This window comes from Rhodococcus sp. IEGM 1341, assembly GCF_030056895.1.
In the GTDB taxonomy this organism is placed as follows: Bacteria; Actinomycetota; Actinomycetes; order Mycobacteriales; family Mycobacteriaceae; genus Rhodococcoides.
The window spans coordinates 1,089,858-1,108,495 of the sequence record NZ_JASHKV010000001.1 but is presented as its reverse complement, the minus strand read 5'-3'; the positions used below and the strand labels follow the sequence as shown (position 1 = coordinate 1,108,495).

At 65.8% G+C, this 18,638-nt stretch carries 16 protein-coding genes; 12 read left to right on the top strand and 4 right to left on the bottom strand.

Annotated features, from left to right (window positions below):
• The first annotated feature begins 131 nt into the window (after positions 1-131).
• The 9 genes from infA to QM615_RS04965 all read left to right on the top strand — a co-directional run bounded on the left by infA (position 132) and on the right by QM615_RS04965 (position 5,451).
• Positions 132-353, top strand: a complete 222-nt coding sequence (gene infA, locus QM615_RS05005) for a translation initiation factor IF-1 (RefSeq protein WP_005140011.1) — start codon at positions 132-134, stop codon at positions 351-353.
• Between the two features lie 89 nt (positions 354-442).
• On the top strand, positions 443-556 hold the full coding sequence (rpmJ, locus tag QM615_RS05000) for a 50S ribosomal protein L36 (RefSeq protein ID WP_025347279.1): 114 nt from the start codon (positions 443-445) through the stop codon (positions 554-556).
• 204 nt (positions 557-760) lie between these two features.
• The gene (gene rpsM, locus QM615_RS04995) at positions 761-1,135 is read left to right on the top strand and encodes a 30S ribosomal protein S13 (RefSeq protein ID WP_008718227.1); all 375 of its coding nucleotides are present in this window, start codon (positions 761-763) and stop codon (positions 1,133-1,135) included.
• Positions 1,135-1,548, top strand: a complete 414-nt coding sequence (gene rpsK / locus QM615_RS04990) for a 30S ribosomal protein S11 (protein WP_027496331.1) — start codon at positions 1,135-1,137, stop codon at positions 1,546-1,548. The genes rpsM and rpsK overlap by 1 nt, the downstream gene beginning before the upstream one ends.
• 21 nt (positions 1,549-1,569) lie before the next feature.
• Positions 1,570-2,175 (top strand): 30S ribosomal protein S4, encoded by a 606-nt coding sequence (gene rpsD, locus QM615_RS04985; RefSeq protein ID WP_032397528.1) that lies wholly within the window; start codon positions 1,570-1,572, stop codon positions 2,173-2,175.
• Between the two features lie 99 nt (positions 2,176-2,274).
• Positions 2,275-3,339, top strand: coding sequence for a DNA-directed RNA polymerase subunit alpha (locus QM615_RS04980; RefSeq protein WP_008718222.1), 1,065 nt, complete (start codon positions 2,275-2,277; stop codon positions 3,337-3,339).
• Between the two features lie 34 nt (positions 3,340-3,373).
• Complete coding sequence (gene rplQ, locus QM615_RS04975; protein WP_068051325.1) at positions 3,374-3,961, top strand: 50S ribosomal protein L17; 588 nt, start codon at positions 3,374-3,376, stop codon at positions 3,959-3,961.
• A gap of 5 nt (positions 3,962-3,966) precedes the next feature.
• Positions 3,967-4,863, top strand: a complete 897-nt coding sequence (gene truA / locus QM615_RS04970) for a tRNA pseudouridine(38-40) synthase TruA (protein WP_149405347.1) — start codon at positions 3,967-3,969, stop codon at positions 4,861-4,863.
• Between the two features lie 30 nt (positions 4,864-4,893).
• Entirely contained in the window at positions 4,894-5,451 is a 558-nt protein-coding gene (locus tag QM615_RS04965; protein ID WP_068051320.1) for an NADPH-dependent FMN reductase, read from the top strand.
• Between the two features lie 7 nt (positions 5,452-5,458).
• Here the strand turns inward: QM615_RS04965 and eccE are convergent, their stop codons facing one another.
• Positions 5,459-7,147 carry a type VII secretion protein EccE gene (gene eccE / locus QM615_RS04960; RefSeq protein WP_188078556.1) on the bottom strand — a complete coding sequence of 563 codons (1,689 nt, stop codon included), beginning with the start codon at positions 7,145-7,147 and terminating at the stop codon, positions 5,459-5,461.
• 132 nt (positions 7,148-7,279) lie between these two features.
• On the opposite strand from eccE, the gene eccB reads away from it, so the two are divergent.
• Positions 7,280-8,734 carry a type VII secretion protein EccB gene (gene eccB / locus QM615_RS04955; protein WP_149405348.1) on the top strand — a complete coding sequence of 485 codons (1,455 nt, stop codon included), beginning with the start codon at positions 7,280-7,282 and terminating at the stop codon, positions 8,732-8,734.
• An 8-nt stretch (positions 8,735-8,742) separates the two neighbouring features.
• Here eccB and mycP read toward each other — a convergent pair whose 3' ends face one another.
• From mycP to QM615_RS04940, 3 genes are all read right to left on the bottom strand, one after another.
• Complete coding sequence (gene mycP, locus QM615_RS04950; RefSeq protein ID WP_410482222.1) at positions 8,743-10,164, bottom strand: type VII secretion-associated serine protease mycosin; 1,422 nt, start codon at positions 10,162-10,164, stop codon at positions 8,743-8,745.
• A complete protein-coding gene (gene eccD / locus QM615_RS04945) occupies positions 10,131-11,726 on the bottom strand; it encodes a type VII secretion integral membrane protein EccD (protein ID WP_149405349.1) in 1,596 nt (531 codons plus the stop codon). The genes mycP and eccD overlap by 34 nt, the downstream gene beginning before the upstream one ends.
• A gap of 129 nt (positions 11,727-11,855) precedes the next feature.
• Complete coding sequence (locus QM615_RS04940) at positions 11,856-12,845, bottom strand: LLM class flavin-dependent oxidoreductase (protein WP_068283870.1); 990 nt, start codon at positions 12,843-12,845, stop codon at positions 11,856-11,858.
• Positions 12,846-13,077: 232 nt separating this feature from the next.
• Here QM615_RS04940 and eccCa point away from each other — a divergent pair, with 232 nt between their 5' ends.
• Complete coding sequence (eccCa, locus tag QM615_RS04935; RefSeq protein ID WP_149405350.1) at positions 13,078-17,076, top strand: type VII secretion protein EccCa; 3,999 nt, start codon at positions 13,078-13,080, stop codon at positions 17,074-17,076.
• Complete coding sequence (locus QM615_RS04930; RefSeq protein ID WP_149405351.1) at positions 17,073-18,527, top strand: type VII secretion-associated protein; 1,455 nt, start codon at positions 17,073-17,075, stop codon at positions 18,525-18,527. The genes eccCa and QM615_RS04930 overlap by 4 nt, the downstream gene beginning before the upstream one ends.
• Positions 18,528-18,638 lie beyond the last annotated feature (111 nt).

The window sequence follows — 18,638 nt, the reverse complement described above, 5'->3', positions numbered from 1 at the left end:
TTCGCGTGCCCTGGTGGGCTGCGAACCGTTCCGGCGATACGTCGACCCGTTGATTCGGGTCGGTCAGTGGGCATCACGGTAACGGAAACAGATGCAATCAACCAGGTGTGAGAGCCAGGATCGCGGAGGATATGGCCAAGAAAGACGGTGCTATCGAGGTAGAGGGCCGAGTTGTCGAACCGCTGCCCAATGCGATGTTTCGCATTGAGCTCGAAAACGGCCACAAGGTACTCGCTCACATCAGCGGAAAGATGCGTCAGCACTACATCCGCATCCTTCCCGAGGATCGCGTCGTGGTGGAGCTTTCGCCCTACGACCTCACGCGTGGACGCATCGTTTACCGCTACAAGTAAGAGCTTCCCCGGCCACGTCCGGTCGGGGAGAACCATGCTCGGGGCCACTGCACGCAGCGGGGCCGAGCTACACACAGGAGATCAACGACGTGAAGGTTCAGCCGAGCGTCAAGAAGATCTGCGAAAAGTGCAAGGTGATTCGTCGTAACGGACGCGTCATGGTGATCTGCGACAACCTGCGTCACAAGCAGCGTCAGGGATAACCACCGAGCATTTCGCACGTCGGCTTGGCAACAGCTAGAAGATGACCTCCCAGCACCAACCGCGACACACGCGTCGCGGCAGACCCCCGGCACGGAGGCCGGGGCCCCACTGAGTTAGTTGAAAGACGCTTCACACCCCAGCGGTGAGAAGGACACAGGGGACGGACTGGGAGCAGACCTCCGGACAAGAAAAGGAAATGCCACATGGCACGTCTCGCAGGTGTGGATCTGCCGCGCGAAAAGCGCATGGAGATCGCACTGACTTACATCTACGGCGTCGGCCGTACCCGCTCCAAGGAAATCCTCACAGCGACGGGCGTCAGCCCCGACCTGCGAAGCAAGGATCTCGGCGACGACGATCTGCGCAAGCTCAGCGATTACATCAACGAGTCCCTCAAGGTCGAGGGCGACCTGCGCCGCGAGGTTCAGGCCGACATCCGTCGCAAGATCGAAATCGGCTGCTACCAGGGTCTTCGCCACCGTCGTGGTCTGCCCGTCCGTGGACAGCGCACCAAGACCAATGCGCGTACCCGTAAGGGACCCAAGCGCACCATTGCCGGCAAGAAGAAGGCGAAGTAATGCCCCCCAAAGCACGCGGTACCGGTCCGAAGAAGGCGCAGAAGACGCGTCGCAGGGACAAGAAGAACGTCCCGCACGGATCTGCGCACATCAAGAGCACGTTCAACAACACGATCGTGTCGATCACCGACCCCGCCGGAAACGTCATCTCGTGGGCGTCCTCGGGACACGTGGGCTTCAAGGGCTCGCGCAAGTCGACTCCGTTCGCCGCACAGCTCGCAGCCGAGAACGCTGCGCGCAAGGCACAGGAGCACGGCGTCAAGAAGGTCGACGTGTTCGTCAAGGGTCCCGGCTCCGGCCGTGAGACCGCGATCCGCTCGCTTCAGGCCGCTGGCCTCGAGGTCGGCACCATCTCCGATGTCACCCCTCAGCCGCACAACGGCTGCCGTCCGCCCAAGCGGCGTCGGGTCTAGCGGGAAGGAAAGGTTTAGAAAATGGCACGTTATACCGGTCCTATCACCCGCAAGTCGCGTCGTCTGCGCGTCGACCTCGTCGGAGGCGACCAGGCGTTCGAGCGTCGTCCCTACCCGCCCGGCCAGCACGGCCGCGCGCGGATCAAGGAGAGCGAGTACCTGCTCCAGCTGCAGGAGAAGCAGAAGGCTCGCTTCACCTACGGCGTCATGGAGAAGCAGTTTCGTCTGTACTACAAGGAAGCCAACAGGACGGTCGGCAAGACCGGCGAGAACCTGCTGACCATCCTCGAGAGTCGTCTCGACAACGTCGTCTACCGCGCCGGACTGGCACGCACGCGTCGTCAGGCCCGTCAGCTGGTCACGCACGGTCACTTCCTGGTGAACAACAAGCGCGTCGACATCCCCAGCTACCGCGTCTCGCAGTACGACATCATCGACGTGCGTGAGAAGTCGGCACAGACTCTGCCGATCCAGATCGCCCGCGAAAGCTACGGCGACCGTCCCGTCGCCCCGTGGCTGCAGGTCGTCCCCAACCGTCTTCGCATCCTGGTGCACCGGTTGCCGGAGCGCGCACAGATCGACGTGCCGCTCCAGGAGCAGCTCATCGTCGAGTACTACTCGAAGTAAGGCGCAGCACGCATGTGAGTCTCCCCGTGAGGCTCACATGCGTCTTCGCCTCCACACGTGGGCGTCAAATAGCGGACGCCCGTACAGGAGGAACACACAATGCTCATTTCACAGCGCCCGACGCTGACCGAAGAGGTCATCGCCGACAACCGCTCGAAATTCGTCATCGAGCCGCTCGAGCCCGGCTTCGGTTACACACTCGGCAACTCGCTCCGCCGCACCCTGCTGTCGTCGATCCCCGGCGCTGCTGTCACCAGCATCCGTATCGACGGCGTCCTCCACGAATTCACCACCGTCCCCGGAGTCAAGGAAGATGTCACCGACATCATCCTGAACCTCAAGGGCCTCGTGGTGAGCTCCGAAGAAGACGAACCGGTCACCATGTACGTCCGCAAGCAGGGCCCCGGCGCTGTGACCGCAGGCGACATCGTGCCCCCGGCCGGCGTCACGGTGAACAACCCCGATCTGCACATCGCGACCCTGAACGACAAGGGCAAGTTGGAGATCGAGCTCGTAGTCGAGCGCGGTCGCGGCTACGTCCCCGCCGTTCAGAACAAGGCTTCGGGTGCCGAGATCGGCCGTATTCCGGTCGACTCGATCTACTCACCCGTGCTCAAGGTCACCTACAAGGTGGAGGCCACTCGCGTCGAACAGCGCACCGACTTCGATCGGCTCGTTCTCGACGTGGAGACCAAGAATTCCATCACCGCGCGGGACGCGCTCGCTTCGGCGGGCAAGACCCTGGTTGAGCTCTTCGGCCTCGCCCGTGAGCTGAACGTCGAAGCAGAAGGCATCGAGATCGGACCCTCGCCCGCCGAGGCCGATCACATTGCTTCCTTCGGACTCCCCATCGAGGATCTGGACCTCACCGTCCGTTCCTACAACTGCCTCAAGCGCGAGGGTGTTCACACCGTCGGCGAGTTGGTTGGTCGTACCGAGTCCGATCTGCTCGACATCCGTAACTTCGGGCAGAAGTCCATCGATGAGGTGAAGGTCAAGCTGCATTCGCTCGGCCTCTCCCTCAAGGACAGCCCCGCGTCGTTCGATCCGAGCACCGTGCCTGGCTACGACGCCACCACGGGCACGTGGAGTGACACCGACGCCGGCTCCTTCAGCGACACCGAAGGTGCCGAGCAGGACTACGCCGAGACAGAACAGCTGTAATCAGCTCGCTGGAGCTCTTACTAGGAGATTCATCATGCCCAAGCCCACCAAGGGCCGCCGTCTCGGCGGGTCGGCGTCGCACCAGAAGGCCATCCTGGCCAACCTGGCGACGTCACTCTTCGAGCACGGCCGCATCACCACCACCGAGTCGAAGGCCAAGCGCCTTCGTCCCCACGCCGAGAAGCTCGTCACCCACGCCAAAAAGGGTGATCTGGCGCATCGTCGTGAGGTTCTCAAGACGATCAACAACAAAGATGTCGTGCACAAGCTGTTCGCCGAGATCGGGCCTTTCTTCGCCGATCGCGACGGTGGCTACACGCGCATCATCAAGACCGTCCCCCGCAAGGGTGACAACTCGCCGATGGCCATCATCGAGCTCGTCAACGAGCAGACGGTGTCCAACGAAGCCGATCGCGCTCGCCGCGTGAAGGCTTCGCAGGCTGCTCCCGCCGCAACCGAGGCTCCGGCCGAGGACGCGACCGACGAGAACGTCGTCGAGGCTGTCGAAGCCGACGCGACCGACGCCGAGGTGGCCAACGCCGACGCAGTCATCGAAGGCATCGAGGACAACGACGCACACGCGTCGGACGCCCCCGAGGCCGAGGAAGCCAAGAAGGACTAGTCCTTTTGAGCTCCGCGCACGATCGAAGCGGGCCCGCCATTCCCCCAGGGGAAGGCGGGCCCGCTTTGTCGGTCCCCACCAGATTTCGGCTCGACATCTCGTACGACGGCACGAGATTCTCCGGGTGGGCGCGCCAACCGGGTATCCGCACCGTCTGCGGAGTGCTCGAAGAAGCCTTCTCCACGGTGCTGCGGCAATCGGTAGAGCTGACCGTGGCGGGACGAACCGACGCGGGAGTCCATGCGACGGGACAGGTGGCGCACTTCGACGCCGTCGACGTTCCCGACGATCACGACCGACTGGTCCGCCGAATGGCCCGGTTTCTACCCACCGATGTTCGAGTGCGGGCCATCACCGCCGTCTCCCGTGATTTCGACGCGCGATTCTCGGCATACCGCAGGCACTACGAATATCGTTTCGGCACTGCGCCATACGGTGTCGACCCCCTCGATGTCGCCGGTGTCGTCTCCTGGCCCAGGCCCATCGATCTGGGTGCGATGCGTGAGGCATCCGTGGGATTGGTCGGTCTGCACGATTTCGCCGCGTTCTGCAAGCGACGTGACGGTGCCACCACCGTTCGGGAACTGCAGCGCTTCGACTGGGAGCGCGACGGCGATCGTCTCACCGCATACGTCAGCGCCGACGCATTCTGCTGGTCGATGGTCCGTAGCCTCGTCGGTGCCATGCAGGCCGTGGGGGAAGGGCGTCGAACTCCCGACTGGGCGCGGTCATTGTTGACTCGGCGCGAGCGGGCGAGCGAGGTGGCGGTGGCTCCGGCGCACGGCTTGTCCTTGGTTGGAGTCGACTACCCGCCGGCCGACGAGCTGGCCGCTCGGAACGCGGCCACCCGAGAAGTGCGCTCGGCGATCACCGGCGGCGGTTGCTGTGGGGGAGAGGGCTGACCGAGCGTCACCGGGTCTAGTGTCGGAGCGATGCAGCCGATACAGCTCGCCATCGTCGTCGGTAGTGTGCGTGCCGGTCGAGTGGGACCGACCGTCGCGGCCTGGGTTCGAGGTGTCGCAGCCGAACGCACCACCGTCGAGGTGGTGGACGTCGACCTGGCCGATTTCGAGTTACCGAATTCTCTCGTTCCGTGCGAGGACTCCGAACGCTTCACCGGGATCATAGGTGCCGCCGACGCCTTCGTGTTCGTCACTCCGGAGTACAACCACGGCGTACCCGGTGCGTTGAAGACTGCGCTCGACACGGTGAAGTACGAATGGCGTGGCAAGCCGGTGGGATTCGTCTCCTACGGCGGGCTGGGCGGTGGGATTCGAGCGACCGAACAGCTGCGGCAGATCACTGCCGAATTGCACATGGTCTCGGTCCGAGACGCCGTGTCGCTGCACCGGGTGCGCAAGCGGTTCGACGAGTCGGGACGGATCGACGATGCCGCAGCCGTCGACGCTCTCGGGCGTCTTCTCGATCAGCTGGAGTGGTGGGCCGATGCGGTCGCCGGCGCTCGTGGGCGCGCCGACTACCCCGGCTGAGAATCGGTCATGCACGAACCGCGGGGCGCAGACTCCTGGGGCGGCCGATGAACGCCGTCTCCTGCGGAATCGTGACCAATGTCAGCTCGACGTCGAGTGGACCGGATCGGACTCGAATTCGATCTCCCGACGCATGGGGCTGGACGATCGTCAGATCCGGCTCAGGCACGCTTCGCTCCTGTTCGGGGCGGCCGGTCCGCGGTAGGTGCTCGGACAACGAGATCATGGTGACGCCCGAAAGTCCCTGTTGCACAGGCGGTGCCGAACCGTCGGCGAAGTCGATCAGGATCACGTCGTACGACGGCCGGGATCGGGTCGTGGTGCCGTCGACCAGTAGTCGATCGGGTGCGCCGATGGCGTCGAGGATCGCGCGCCAGGCGTGCGGGCGATCCGTGCGGACGAGAACCCTGGCACCGGTGGCGATGGCGCGGAAGATCAGTTGCTGGGCGAGGTAGAGCTCTCCGGCGATTCGAACTCGCGTCAGGCCCGGTCCGAACAGCCGCACCGCGACACCGTGTCCGTGAGCATCGGATCCCAACAGCTGGCCGCACCCGCTTACCGGGAGTTTCAGCTCGTGCATCGTCGTTGTGTCGAGAAATCGTCTGGGAGACAACGAATCCAGGGCGGGTAGGGCCAGCGGGAGCTGGGCGAGGATGCCGTCGCGTTGACTTCCGCTCATCGAGGTCAGCGCGCGTACACGAGGCTTCGTGATCGGTGTTCGAGTGGCGAATCTGCACGACCCATGGATGCGCACCTTCCCGGTGTCGTGGGTCGGTTGCAGGCGGAAGGACAGCGTCGTTCCGAGGGACGGTGTTGCCCACAGGGTCGCGATGTCCTCGGCAGTGACTGTGCTGCAATCGATTCCGAAGCCGGTACTCGACGCACCCGGTAGGGGTGCTGTCGACCACGTCTGGGTGAGGTCGTCGATACTCACGCCCCGACACAGGTGCAACACAGCCGATCGTAGTTCGGAGCTCGTCAACAGTCGCGAGGACAGCCCGTGGGCGTTCAGAGCGCGATGTACGCGAGTGGTCGCGACGACAGCGGCGCGGGCTGCCCCGGCCCTGCCTCCGCCTCTGGCCCCGATCGCACGCGCATTCGCACGCAGGTCGAGAGTGACTGCCACCCAGACTGTTCGCACCGCTACTGCCGGTAGCGGACCGATGAGTGACTCGTACACCTCGGTGGCGACCGAGCCTGCCGAGCTGCGGAATCCGAGTGCAACGACGTCGATGGAGCAGACCTCGATGTCGTGCTGTCGCAGACACGACGCCAACGCGTCGACAGGAAGCGTGTGTTGCGTCTCGGCGCTCGCCTTGCCGAGGACTGTGGTGGCGTGCCCGGGCGGGACGATCTCGATGGTGCAGGTGACGGTGTCGCGCTGCCAGTGGACCCCGACCGGGCCGACTGCCGTGTCGGTGTGGTCCGTACTCACACCGACATCGGGGGCACGATCGGCGAGGAACCGCCAGATTGTCCGGACCCAGTCCACGACCGATCTGCGCCGAACGGCGACGAACGGAACGAGCGCTACCGTCGCAACAGCGAGCAGAGTCAGCCCTGGTCTCACCTGTGCCGCGAACAGAGCCGAGCCGATCGCCACGGCTGCGGTCTCGGCCAAGATCACCCGCCGCACCGTGGGCGCGACGAAAGGAACGGCGGCTCGCCCACGCCCTGCCCGACCGGTACGCGTCATCGAAACCCTCCCCCCGAAGGTCGCAGTGCCCCATCGACGAACGCCAACGCGGTCGCCGAGGTGTGCGGACGAACTGTACTGTGTCGCGTGACCCGAATGGGGATCGGGTCCGCACAATCCTGGGGAGGAAGCGTGGCGTCGACGCCGACAACGAAGTGGCAGGTTGGCGGTTACCGCTTTCTCGTCCGCAGAATGGAACATGCACTGATCAGACGCGACGTTCGGATGCTGCACGATCCGATGAAGTCGCAGTCGCGGGCACTGCTCGTGGGCGTCGTCGTCGCCTGCATCGGCTTGGCGGGATGCGCTGCGCTGGCACTGTTTCGGCCGCAGGACAAGATCGGCGACGCGTCGATCGTGGTGGGCAAGGATTCGGCCGCGATGTTCGTGAAAGTGGACGACGTGTTCCATCCGGTGCTCAATCTCGCGTCGGCTCGATTGATCGTAGGCAAGCCCGACGACCCGTTGACGGTCAAGGAATCCGAATTGTCCGCACGACCCCGCGGCGCGCTGGTGGGTATTCCCGGTGCTCCGTCTGCGCTACCGCACGACAGTGACGGCAGCGCAGAAACGTGGACCGTCTGCGACACCGTCGACCGGATCACGGGAGTGACCTCGACAACGGTTGTGGTGGGTGATCCTCGCTTCGGTGAAAGCACGGCTGCGCTCGCCGATTCCGAGGCGTTCCTCTGGACATCGGACGGCACTGCCTATCTCGTGCACGACGGCACCAAATCGCCGGTCGACCTGAACAACAGGGCAGTGGTCCGGGCACTCGGACTCGAGGACGCGACACCATCTCCGGTCAGTGCCGGTCTGCTCAATTCCGTGCCCGAATCACCCCCCGTCGCAGCACCGTTCGTGCCTCGAGCGGGTGAGGCTCCTGCGTTTCCGTTCGACGGCCGGACGATCGGATCGGTCGTCAAGGTCGCCGGTCGCGACGTCCAGTACTACGTGGTTCTCGAGGACGGAATACAAGCGATCAACGAGACTGCGGCCCTCCTCCTGAAATTCACCGATTCGCAGGGCAGTCCGGAAATCGTAGCCGTCAATCCCGACCTGCTCGCGAATGCTCCCAAAACGTCCTTCGGGCTGGAGGTTTCGACGTTTCCGGAGACCGCTCCCACGATCGTCGATACCGGGGAGCGCCCGGTGGGTTGCTTGACGTGGGAGCCACTCGCAGTTGCCGACGGCGGGCCTTCGGCTCGACTGGTCGAGTCCGCCGGTCGCGGGCTGCCGCTGGAGGCAGATGCACAACCGGTTGCGCTGGCTCAGGCCGATGGTGGCGGTGACGCCGTCGACCAGGTCTATCTGGCACCCGGTAGCGGCGGTTTCGTGCGCAGTACCGGTATCTCCGCGTCGAGTACACGTCAGGGCAGCGTCTTCTTCGTGGCCGATACCGGAGTGCGCTACGGCGTCGACGGTGCCGAGGCTGCGTCGGCGTTGGGGTTCGGACCGCCGGCACCCGCGCCCTGGCAGATACTCCAATTGCTCGGCAGTGGGCCAACTCTCGGGCGCGGCCAGGCCCTGACGATGCACGACGGTGTTGCTCCCGACCCGCAGGCCGCGGCACTTCCGACGGAGTAGCGCCTGGCTCAGTCGGTTCTGCCGCGTCGGCGCAGCGGTACCGACAGCGCGAGTCCGAGTGCCAGGATCACTGCCACCAGCACCGAACCGGTGACCGCTGCGGTCCGCGGGCGATGATCGGGCGTGGGCGGCGGCAACGGCGCACTCATCGCAACACTGTCCGCAGGAACCGACCGGGGGGTGGGCGTCACCGAATCGGTCACCGCTGCAAGCGGATCGACGACGCCGTGGCCGACGAAGGGATTCCACCCTTCGGCCGGCTCGTGCGCCGTTCGTTCGATCCGATCGATCACCTCCAGCGCCGACAGTTCGGGCCGGTGGGAGCGCACCAGCGCCGCAACCCCGGCAACCAGCGGTGCCGCAAAACTCGTTCCGGTCATGGGAATCACGCCATCGGTGCCCCGGGTGCCGTTCGCCAGTCCGTTGCCAGTAGGCGACAGCGACGTCATATTCGAGCCCGGAGCGGCGACGTCGACCCACGGACCGGCCAGGCTGAACGGAGACGGTGTGCCGTCCGACTCGACCGAACCGACAGTCAACACGTCTTCGAACCACGCCGGAGTCGCGATGGTCGCGATGGACGCCCACGGGTCGGCACCAGGCCGAAGCGGATCGGTCATCGGGTTCTGTGCCTGGCAGGCAGCGCTGCCGAGATTTCCAGCTGCTGCGACGACGACGACATTTCTTTCTCGGACGGCATACTGCACGGCCGCGCCGAGCGGACCGTCGGCCACACCGCCTCCGGCGGGCACGCAGGCGACCTCGGAGATGTTGATGACCGAGGCACCCGAGTCCACCGCAGTTCGGATGGCCATGGCCATGGTGCGCACGTTGCCGTAGCCCGCGGCGTTCTCCGGCTCTGCTGTCTTCTCCTCCTCGGGCCGGTTGTCGACGATCTGAAAGACACTGCTGGACTGACGAATCGACAGTATGCGTGCGTCGGGCGCGCCTCCGGCGAATCCGCTGCCCGATGCGGTCTGTGCGGCGATCAGGCCGGCGACCATCGTTCCGTGTGCATCGCAGTCGAACAGCCCGTCGCCTGCGCTGACATAGTCGCCGCCGGCGATCAGACCCGGCAGGCGCGGATGTGCGGTGATGCCGGTGTCGATGACGGCAACCACTTGACCTGCCCCACGGGTGATGGGCCAGACCGATGCGAAGTCGAGCGCCTTCAGCGCGATCGGCACGTCCTGGGCGTCGGCAGTCGCGGACGGCAGCGCGCAGGCGTTCTTCTGTTCCGTGGCTTCGAGCGGGCCGGGAGCGCTCGGCGGAGGTAGCTGGAAGGGGTCGATCACCGGACGTTCGGCGCGTGCGGGATACCCGCCGAAGACTGCGTCGAACGACAGCGACAGAGCAGTGAACGCCGCGATGACGACCGTTCGCCGTCGGTGCGGCGTCACAGCCCGCGGACGACGCTGTACAGACCGCACACCCAGACTGCGATCGGAATGACCAGGGCGATGGCGGCGTATTCGAGTAGTTCGGCCGCTCTCCGCATCACCGGCGAGTACGTGCGTGTGGGCACGAATGCCCCGAAGATCGACGAGGCCACCGCGCCGGCCAGTGCAACCCCGAACAGAGCGAGGACGAGATCCGGCAGTGCGACGACCGCACCGACGAGAAGCGCCAGCAGAATCGTCGCTCCGCCTGCGACCAGCGGAACGGCATGCGTCACAACGGCATAGGTGCGTCCACGCAGCAGCAGGACGAGCGCACACAGCGCCGCCAGCGCGACCGCAGGCCAACGGACGCCATCTCCCGAATCGGCTCCCGCCGCGACAAGCACGCCCGCCACCACGGCGACGCTGAACGCCGACAGCAGACCGGTCAGGTAACTACGCGCTTCGGCCGCGGCGACCTGCAGATCGTCGAACGAGATCGCGTCGAGTTCTGCTTCCTCGACGGTGTCCAGCGGTGCTCCCGCGGTGGGGACCGGTGGAAGCGGCAATTTGGCCTGCATCATCGACACGCGGGCAGAGAGCGCGATTCCAGCCAGGCCGGTGAGGGCCGCGGCAGTACCGATCGCCGGTGGTGCCATCGTGGTGAACAATGCGCACACCGCGGCAGCGAACGTCAGAAGCGCCACCGATATCGCAGCGGTGAACAGTGCGAACCCGGTCCCGCCGATACGAAGGGACAGCAGAGCCGTCGCACCGGCCATGGCCGAACCCAGCATCAGCTGAGCCGCGCCGAACTGCCCGGGTACCAGCACAGTTCCGCCGGTGAACATCAGCGCGACGGCGCATCCACCGAAGAGGACGGCGACGGAGTGCTGGTGATACATCCGCCCCAGAATCACCCCCGCTATCGCGAAGAGAATCGACGCAGTGACGGCAGCCAGCCCCTCGACGAGACTGCCGACGTGCTCGGCTCCGGCCCGGATCGGCCCACGTAACAGGACCGCGCACGCCAGCAACACCAGCGCACCGGTGACAACCGAACCCACCGTGCGCGCGGTACGCGCAGTCCAGTGCGGAACATCGTCGGTACCCGATCGCGCAACGGAATACATGAGGTCGTCGAACAGTGGAACCGGCGCGGGCCGCTCGGCCACACCCAACACGAGCAACTCACCGTCACGCACCGACAGCTCCGCCAACGTCGCAGTCGGTGACAACGGTGGGAACCCGATCCGTGCGAGCGTCCACGCCACGGGCAACCCATCCGACGCGGGATCCCCGTCGCGGGGTTCTCCTCGTCCCGCAGGCTCCACTCCCGCTCTACTGGGTCGTTCCGCAGGCTCCACTCCCGCCGCAATCAGGTCGACGATTCCCGGTACGAGAAGCGAGACCGGAACGTCCACCGGCAGCGCCATGTCCACCTGCGTGGACCTGGCCAACACCGTCACCCGACAGACTTCCTGCGCGAAGACGGACTGCGCGCCCGCTGCCCGCCGACCCACGTCCGACGCGGCGGGTGACTGTGTCGGATCGGCAGGTGCCGTGCGTGACGGCGCAATGCCGGCCGATGGACGGCTGTCGGCGCGTGTCATGGATATCCCCCCGGATACGTTCGATTCACGTTCCGATGCCCGCCCCAGTGGGCATCGGTGTCCAAACCTTACGACATCGCGGCGACAAGCAATCGCCCGTCGGGATCTGCCGGTGACGCAGCGCCCCCGTCAGGCAGGAACCAGGTCACTCACCTGTGCGAGCAACTCGAACGAGCGAAGCCACGATGCGCGGTCGGACACACCGGACGCGACGATCAGCTCGTCCGCTCCCGTGCGTTCGGCGAAACGGTCGAGGTAGTCCTTCACCATGTCCGGAGTGCCGACGGCCGAGTACTTGGTCATCTTCGTGATCTGTTGGCCCGCAGGCGCTTCGAGGACCATGTCGGCTTCCTCGTCGGTGAAGGTCCGGCCGCGGCCGAGCAGGAGGCTGACGCGGCTGCGCTTGGTGCGGAGGAACTGGGCCTGTGCGTCGGCCAGAGAATCGGCCGCGATCACGTTGACGCCCACGATCAGGTGTGGCTCGGACAATTGAGCGGAGGGCCGGAAGTCACGTCGGTAGATCTCGACGGCCTGCTCGAGGGCGTCGGGTGCGAAGTGCGAGGCAAAGGCATAGGGCAGGCCGAGTGCAGCGGCGAGCTGTGCGCCGAAAAGCGACGACCCCAGGATGTACAGCGGTACCTCGGTACCTGCGCCGGGAGTCGCGCTCACTCCGGGGATCAGAGACTCTTCCGACAGGTAGCCCTGCAGTTCCTGGACATCCTGCGGGAAGCGATCGGCCGACGCGGGATCGCGTCGCATCGCCCGCATCGTCACCTGGTCACTGCCGGGTGCGCGGCCCAGCCCCAGATCGATCCGTCCCGGGTACAGCGTCGCCAAGGTACCGAACTGCTCGGCGATGGTCAGCGGCGCGTGATTGGGAAGCATGATTCCGCCGGATCCGAGCCGGATGCGCTCGGTGTGGGCAGCGACGTGCCCGATGAGAACCGACGTGGCCGACGACGCGATCGTCTTCATGTTGTGGTGCTCGGCGTACCAGATGCGTCGGTATCCCCAGTTCTCGGCATGCTGAGCGAGTGTGACGCTTGCATCGAAGCTGTCGCGGACTGTTTCGCCCTCGCCCACATGAGCGAGATCGAGGATGGACAGAGGTACGGACACGGTTGGGGCCAGCCTTTCGTTCGTCGAGCACGCGGCCGAAGAGCCGCATTCAATTGCAACGGTGTCGGGCAGCGTTCTATTTCTCGTCGGACGTACCGGTGGTCATGTCCGTCCGGGGTGGCGACGCCGACTGTGGACCGCCCGGTCTTCGATGCGCTAGCCTGTCGTCCTGCAGCCTCGGGGGGAGGCTGCCGCGATGCAGTTCTGGGGGCGTGGCCGTGGGGGCGGATCTATGAGTACCGTGCGCTTCGTTCGCGGTGCCCGACGGGAAGTGCCTCGATCTCCTGGCGGGGAAGTGACCCTGCAGCCGCCGCCCGAGATCCCACGCGCGGTGCCGGGCAATCTGCTGATGAAGCTGATGCCGCTGGTGATGGTTGCCGCGATGGTCGGGATGGTCGCGCTGATGTTCACCTCCGGCGCAGCGGCGAACCCGATGATGTTGATGTTCCCGGCCATGATGCTGATGTCCATGGTGGGGATGTTGGCCGGCGGCGGGAAGTCCGGCGGGGCGCGCACCGCCGAGGCCAACGAGGACCGCAAGGATTACCTCCGCTATCTCGATCAGCTCCGCCGCGACGTCGCGGAAACCGAACGCGCGCAGCGCCGAGCCCTCGAATGGAGCCACCCGGGCCCCGATACGTTGTGGTCGGTCGCCGGAACCGAGCGCATGTGGGAACGGCGACTGTCGGATCCGGATTTCGCTCACGTCCGAGTCGGCCTGGGGGATCAGCGGCTTGCCACTCGACTGGTTCCGCCCGAGACCGGGCCGGTGGAGGAACTCGAACCGGTTTCGGCGGTGTCCCTGCGTCGATTCGTGCGGGCGCATTCGGTGGTGCCCGCGCTGCCGACCGCGGTGTCACTGAGGGGGTTCGCGGCGCTGTCCGTAGCGGGCGACCGGGACGGTGCCCGCGCGATGGTGCGCGCGATGTTGGCCTCGCTGTGCACCTTTCACGGGCCCGACCACGTCGCGGTCGCGATCGTCTGTGGTCCGGACACCGTGCAGCAGTGGGAGTGGGCCAAGTGGCTTCCACACACTCAGCACGACGTTCTGCGCGACGGGGCCGGGTCCGCTCGGATGATCTTCGGTAGTTTTCTCGAACTCGAGGGTGCGCTGGGCGACGTGCTGAGTGTGCGGAATCGATTTGCGCGTGGAGCTGTGCCGGTTGCCGGCGTCGTGCAGCTGGTGATCGTGGTGGACGGCGGGCTCCTCGACAACCGTTCGACCGATCTCACCGACACGGGCCTCGATTCCGTCACGATCATCGATCTGTCCGGCCTGTGCCCACGACTGGCTGCATCGCGTGGAATCCAGATGTTCGCCGAGAACGGGTCGATCGGAGCGGTCAGCGGAACCACGGTCGAGGTGTTCGCCGTCGCGGATTCGATGAGCACCACGCAAGCACACGCCGTTGCGAGACGCCTGTCGCCGTACCGCGCGCCGTCGTCCTCGTCGGTCGTCGATGTGGTCGACGACGGCGGAGTCCGGATTTCGGGGTGGAACAGCCTGGTCGGTATCGCCGATGTGGGCGCACTCGACACGGACCGAGCGTGGACGATGCGCCGGGGACGCGAGAGGCTGCGGGTACCGATAGGTGTCGCCCCCGACGGCAGTGCTGTCGAGATCGACCTGAAGGAATCTGCCGAGAACGGTATGGGGCCGCACGGATTGTGCATCGGCGCAACGGGTTCCGGTAAATCCGAGTTTCTCCGTACGCTGGTGCTCGGCTTGGTGTCGACTCACTCGCCGGAACAGCTGAACCTGGTGCTCGTCGACTTCAAGGGCGGCGCGACGTTCGCGGGTCTCGAATCGGTACCGCACGTGGCCGCGGTCATCACCAACCTGTCCGAGGACTTGGCGTTGGTGGATCGAATGCGCGACGCGTTGGCCGGCGAGATGAACCGGCGCCAGGAGTCGCTGCGCTCGGCAGGCAACTTCGCGAACGTCTCCGACTACGAGAGGGCACGCGCCGGGGGAGCGGATCTGGCACCGATGCCCGCCCTGTTCGTGGTGGTCGACGAGTTCTCGGAATTGCTCAGTCAGCAACCCGAATTCGCCGAGTTGTTCGTCGCGATCGGTCGGCTCGGGCGCTCGCTGCACATGCATCTGCTGCTCGCCAGCCAGCGCCTCGAAGAAGGAAAACTACGCGGTCTCGACAGTCACCTGTCGTACCGAATCGGTCTGAAGACGTTCTCCGCGAACGAATCTCGTTCGGTGCTCGGGGTTCCGGACGCGTATCACCTTCCCGCTCAGCCGGGTGCGGGCTATCTCAAGTGCGATTCGGCCGAGATCGTCAGGTTCGCTGCGGCATACGTCTCCGGTCCTTACGCGCCGCCGCGTTCCGGTCCTGGCGCGCGGCCCTCGCTCGGCAGTGACATCAGGCCGAAGCCCTTCACCGCCTATGCGGTACCACTCGATTCCATCGATGTCGGCCGGATCGAGGCTGCCACTGCGCCGGCGGCAGAACTGGATCCGGTCGACTCCGAGAGCACCGGTGCGACGGTGCTCGACGTGGTCGTCGGACGAATTCAGGGTCGGGGAATTCCGGCCCACGAGGTGTGGTTGCCGCCGTTGGACACCGCACCGACGTTGAACCGGTTGCTGCCCGGATCGGTTCTGACGGAGCGGATCGGTCCGCTCAGCACCCTCCGCGCCCCGATCGGGATCATCGACCGGCCTTTCGATCAGCGCCGCGATCTGCTGACCGTCGATCTGTCCGGTGCTGCGGGCCACGTCGCCATCGTCGGTGCCCCGCAATCGGGCAAGTCGACGGCGCTTCGGTCGTTGATCCTGGCGCTCGCGATGACGCACTCGCCCGCGCAGGTCCAGTTCTACTGCTTGGACTTCGGCGGCGGAACGCTGGCCGGGTTGGCCGATCTGCCGCATGTCGGATCGGTGGCCAATCGGCTCGACGTCGATCGGGTTCGGCGGACCGTGGCCGAAGTCGCCGGCGTCGTTCGGCAGCGAGAGAGGACGTTCCGTGATCGCGGGATCGACTCGATGGCCGAGTTCCGACGGCGACGTGCAACGCAACCCGTCGACCCGGAGGATCGATTCGGCGACGTCTTTCTCGTCATCGACGGTTGGCCGTCGATCAGGTCCGATTTCGAGAGTCTCGAACAGCAGATCGCCACTTTGACGACGCAGGGCCTCGCCTTCGGTCTGCATCTGATCCTCACCGCCTCGCGGTGGGCGGAAGTTCGGCCCGCGACCAAGGACCTGATCGGCACCCGATTGGAACTGCGACTCGGTGACCCGTCGGATTCGGACATGGGTCGCGCCAAGGCGGCGAGCGTTCCCGAGGGGCGGCCGGGCCGGGGCATGACCAGGGACGGACTGCATCTGCTGATCGCACTTCCGCGAGTGGACGACGTCTGTTCCGTCGACGACCTGTCTCGCGCAGTCGGTGAGTCGGTCGCTGCGATCGCGGCTGCATCTGCGGGAACTCCAGCGCCGCCGGTGCGGATGCTGCCGGAGCTGCTCGAACGATCAGCGGTGCTCGATCAGCTCGGTGATGCGTGGCCACGAACCCGTGGCGGCATCCCTGAGCTCGCAGTTCCCATCGGCATCGACGAGGCCGAATTGGCGCCGGTGGTGGTCGATTTCGCGGAGAATCCACATTTCGTAGTGTTCGGTGACAGTGAGTGCGGCAAGACTTCCTTGTTGCGTGGAATCTGTCGATCGCTCGTCGAGGCGAACTCGCCCGACAGCGTCAAACTCATCGTCGCCGACTACCGCCGAACTCTGCTCGGCACCGTCGATTCGGAGCATCTGGCCGGGTACGCGGCCTCGCAGGCGACGCTGTCCGCCATGCTCGTCGACCTCGCCGGCCGCATGGCCGATCGCATGCCAGGAGCAGACGTGACCCAGCAACAGCTTCGCGAGCGGTCGTGGTGGAACGGCCCCGAGGTGTTCGTCGTCGTCGACGATTACGACCTGGTTGCCACGTCGTCGGGAAATCCGTTGGCCCCGTTGGTGGAACATCTTCCTCATGCGCGGGACATCGGGCTGCACGTCGTCGTGGCGCGTCGTTCGGGCGGGGCTGGCCGGGCGCTGTTCGACCCGGTGATCGGACGGTTGCGCGATCTGGTGACTCCGGGACTGGTCATGAGCGGAAGCCGCGACGAGGGGAACCTGCTCGGGACGGTCCGTCCCAGTGCCATGCCACCCGGACGCGGGGTCTTCGTCGACCGCTCCGGCCAGTCGCTCGTCCAGCTCGGACATTCGAGTTGACGGGCCACTCGTGGCGATATGCCGCAGTGCATCTGGGCTACACGGAAATTTCCGTCGTCGCCACGGGCGCAGCCTTCGAGGGGCCGAGAGAGAGCGTCGGATCGGCGTTCGCCACCGAGGAGGGCGGCCGATTGGTGTTCGGCCGGGGCGTAGCCGGAGACGAGATACCGCCGCTGCTCTGCATCGACGATGCGTCGATCCCGGTCGGGACCACGGTGTGGGATCGAGAGGTGGTGTTCCACGGAATCGTGTGGTCGGCCCTGCACGGTGCCGGCGTACACGACCGACTCGACGTGCTCGAGATCGCGTATCCGTCGACCTGGGGCGAGGAACGTGTGGGCATCGTTCGCGCGATGTTCGCGACCTCGGCAAACGAGGTGGTGCTCGTGGAGACGGCCGAGGCCGCCGTTGCGTCGTCGGGTGAACGGGCACCGTCGGCCGCGGTGGTCGTAGAAGTCGGAGCTCTCGATACGTCCGTCGTCGTGCTCGACGAGTCGGGGGCGCACGGCGGAGACACCGGCGCGATCCTTCCGTTCGGCATCGGTGACGACGATGCGTGGCGACGAGCGGTCGGGGAATGCGTTCGGTCGTCGATCACGCGCTGCCCCGATGAGGTGTACGTGGTGGGGGCGCCCATCGGAGCGGATCCCGTCGTCGATCACCCCACGCAATGGCTGACCGGTCTCGATGTCGCCGGATCGCTGTATCGGCGAGCCGGGGCGGATCTCGTCCCGGCACCGTCGGTACGTGCCGCGACGACGCGATCGGCGGCATGGCTCGACGACGTCGCCGCGCCGCCGCGGTCCCGGGAGAAAAGACGTCGCCCTTTGTTCGCAGCCGTGGGTGCCGTGGCGGCGATCCTCGTATTCGTCTGCGCAGCTGTGTATTTCGCCGGACAGTCTCCAATAGAGCCGGATGGGACTGCAGCGCAACCGTTTTCGCCGGTCGTGGTCCCGAGTGCTACATCCTCGTCCGTAGCCGCACCGCTACCGACCACGACAGCGGATGCGCCACCGCCGGTCGAGACGGTCACCTTCGTGTCCGGGCGGGTGTCGATGCAGTTGCCGAGCACCTGGACGAAGCTGGACGACCCCGACCGCATGGTGCTGATTCCACCGACCCCGCCCGAGCGTCGGATCGTCGTCACCGTGGCGGACCTGTTGCCGGGCTCGACGCAGGAGCAGGTCGCTGCCGAGCTCCGGTCGGCCGTCGATGCCCGTGGGCCGGATTCGACCATCGGATCTCTCGAATCCACACGAGATTTCGGCGGCCGCGTCGGAATCGCCTACACCGAGAGGCCGATCGACGATTCGACGGTGCTGTGGCGGGTGTTCGTCGAATCCGACCTGCAGGTCAGCATCGGTTGTCAGTTCGAGGGAGGCGACGCGGCGGTGATCGACGTCGAATGCGGGCAGGCGACGCAGACTTTGGACATCGTTCCGGCCTCGTGAGAGCGGCCCACATTTTTCGCGCACGGCCGGAACCGAATCGAGGGGTCGTTGCGTCCAAGGAGATGTAGGGGAGTGAGCGGGCCGACAGTGGCCTCTCGGTCGAGCAGCACG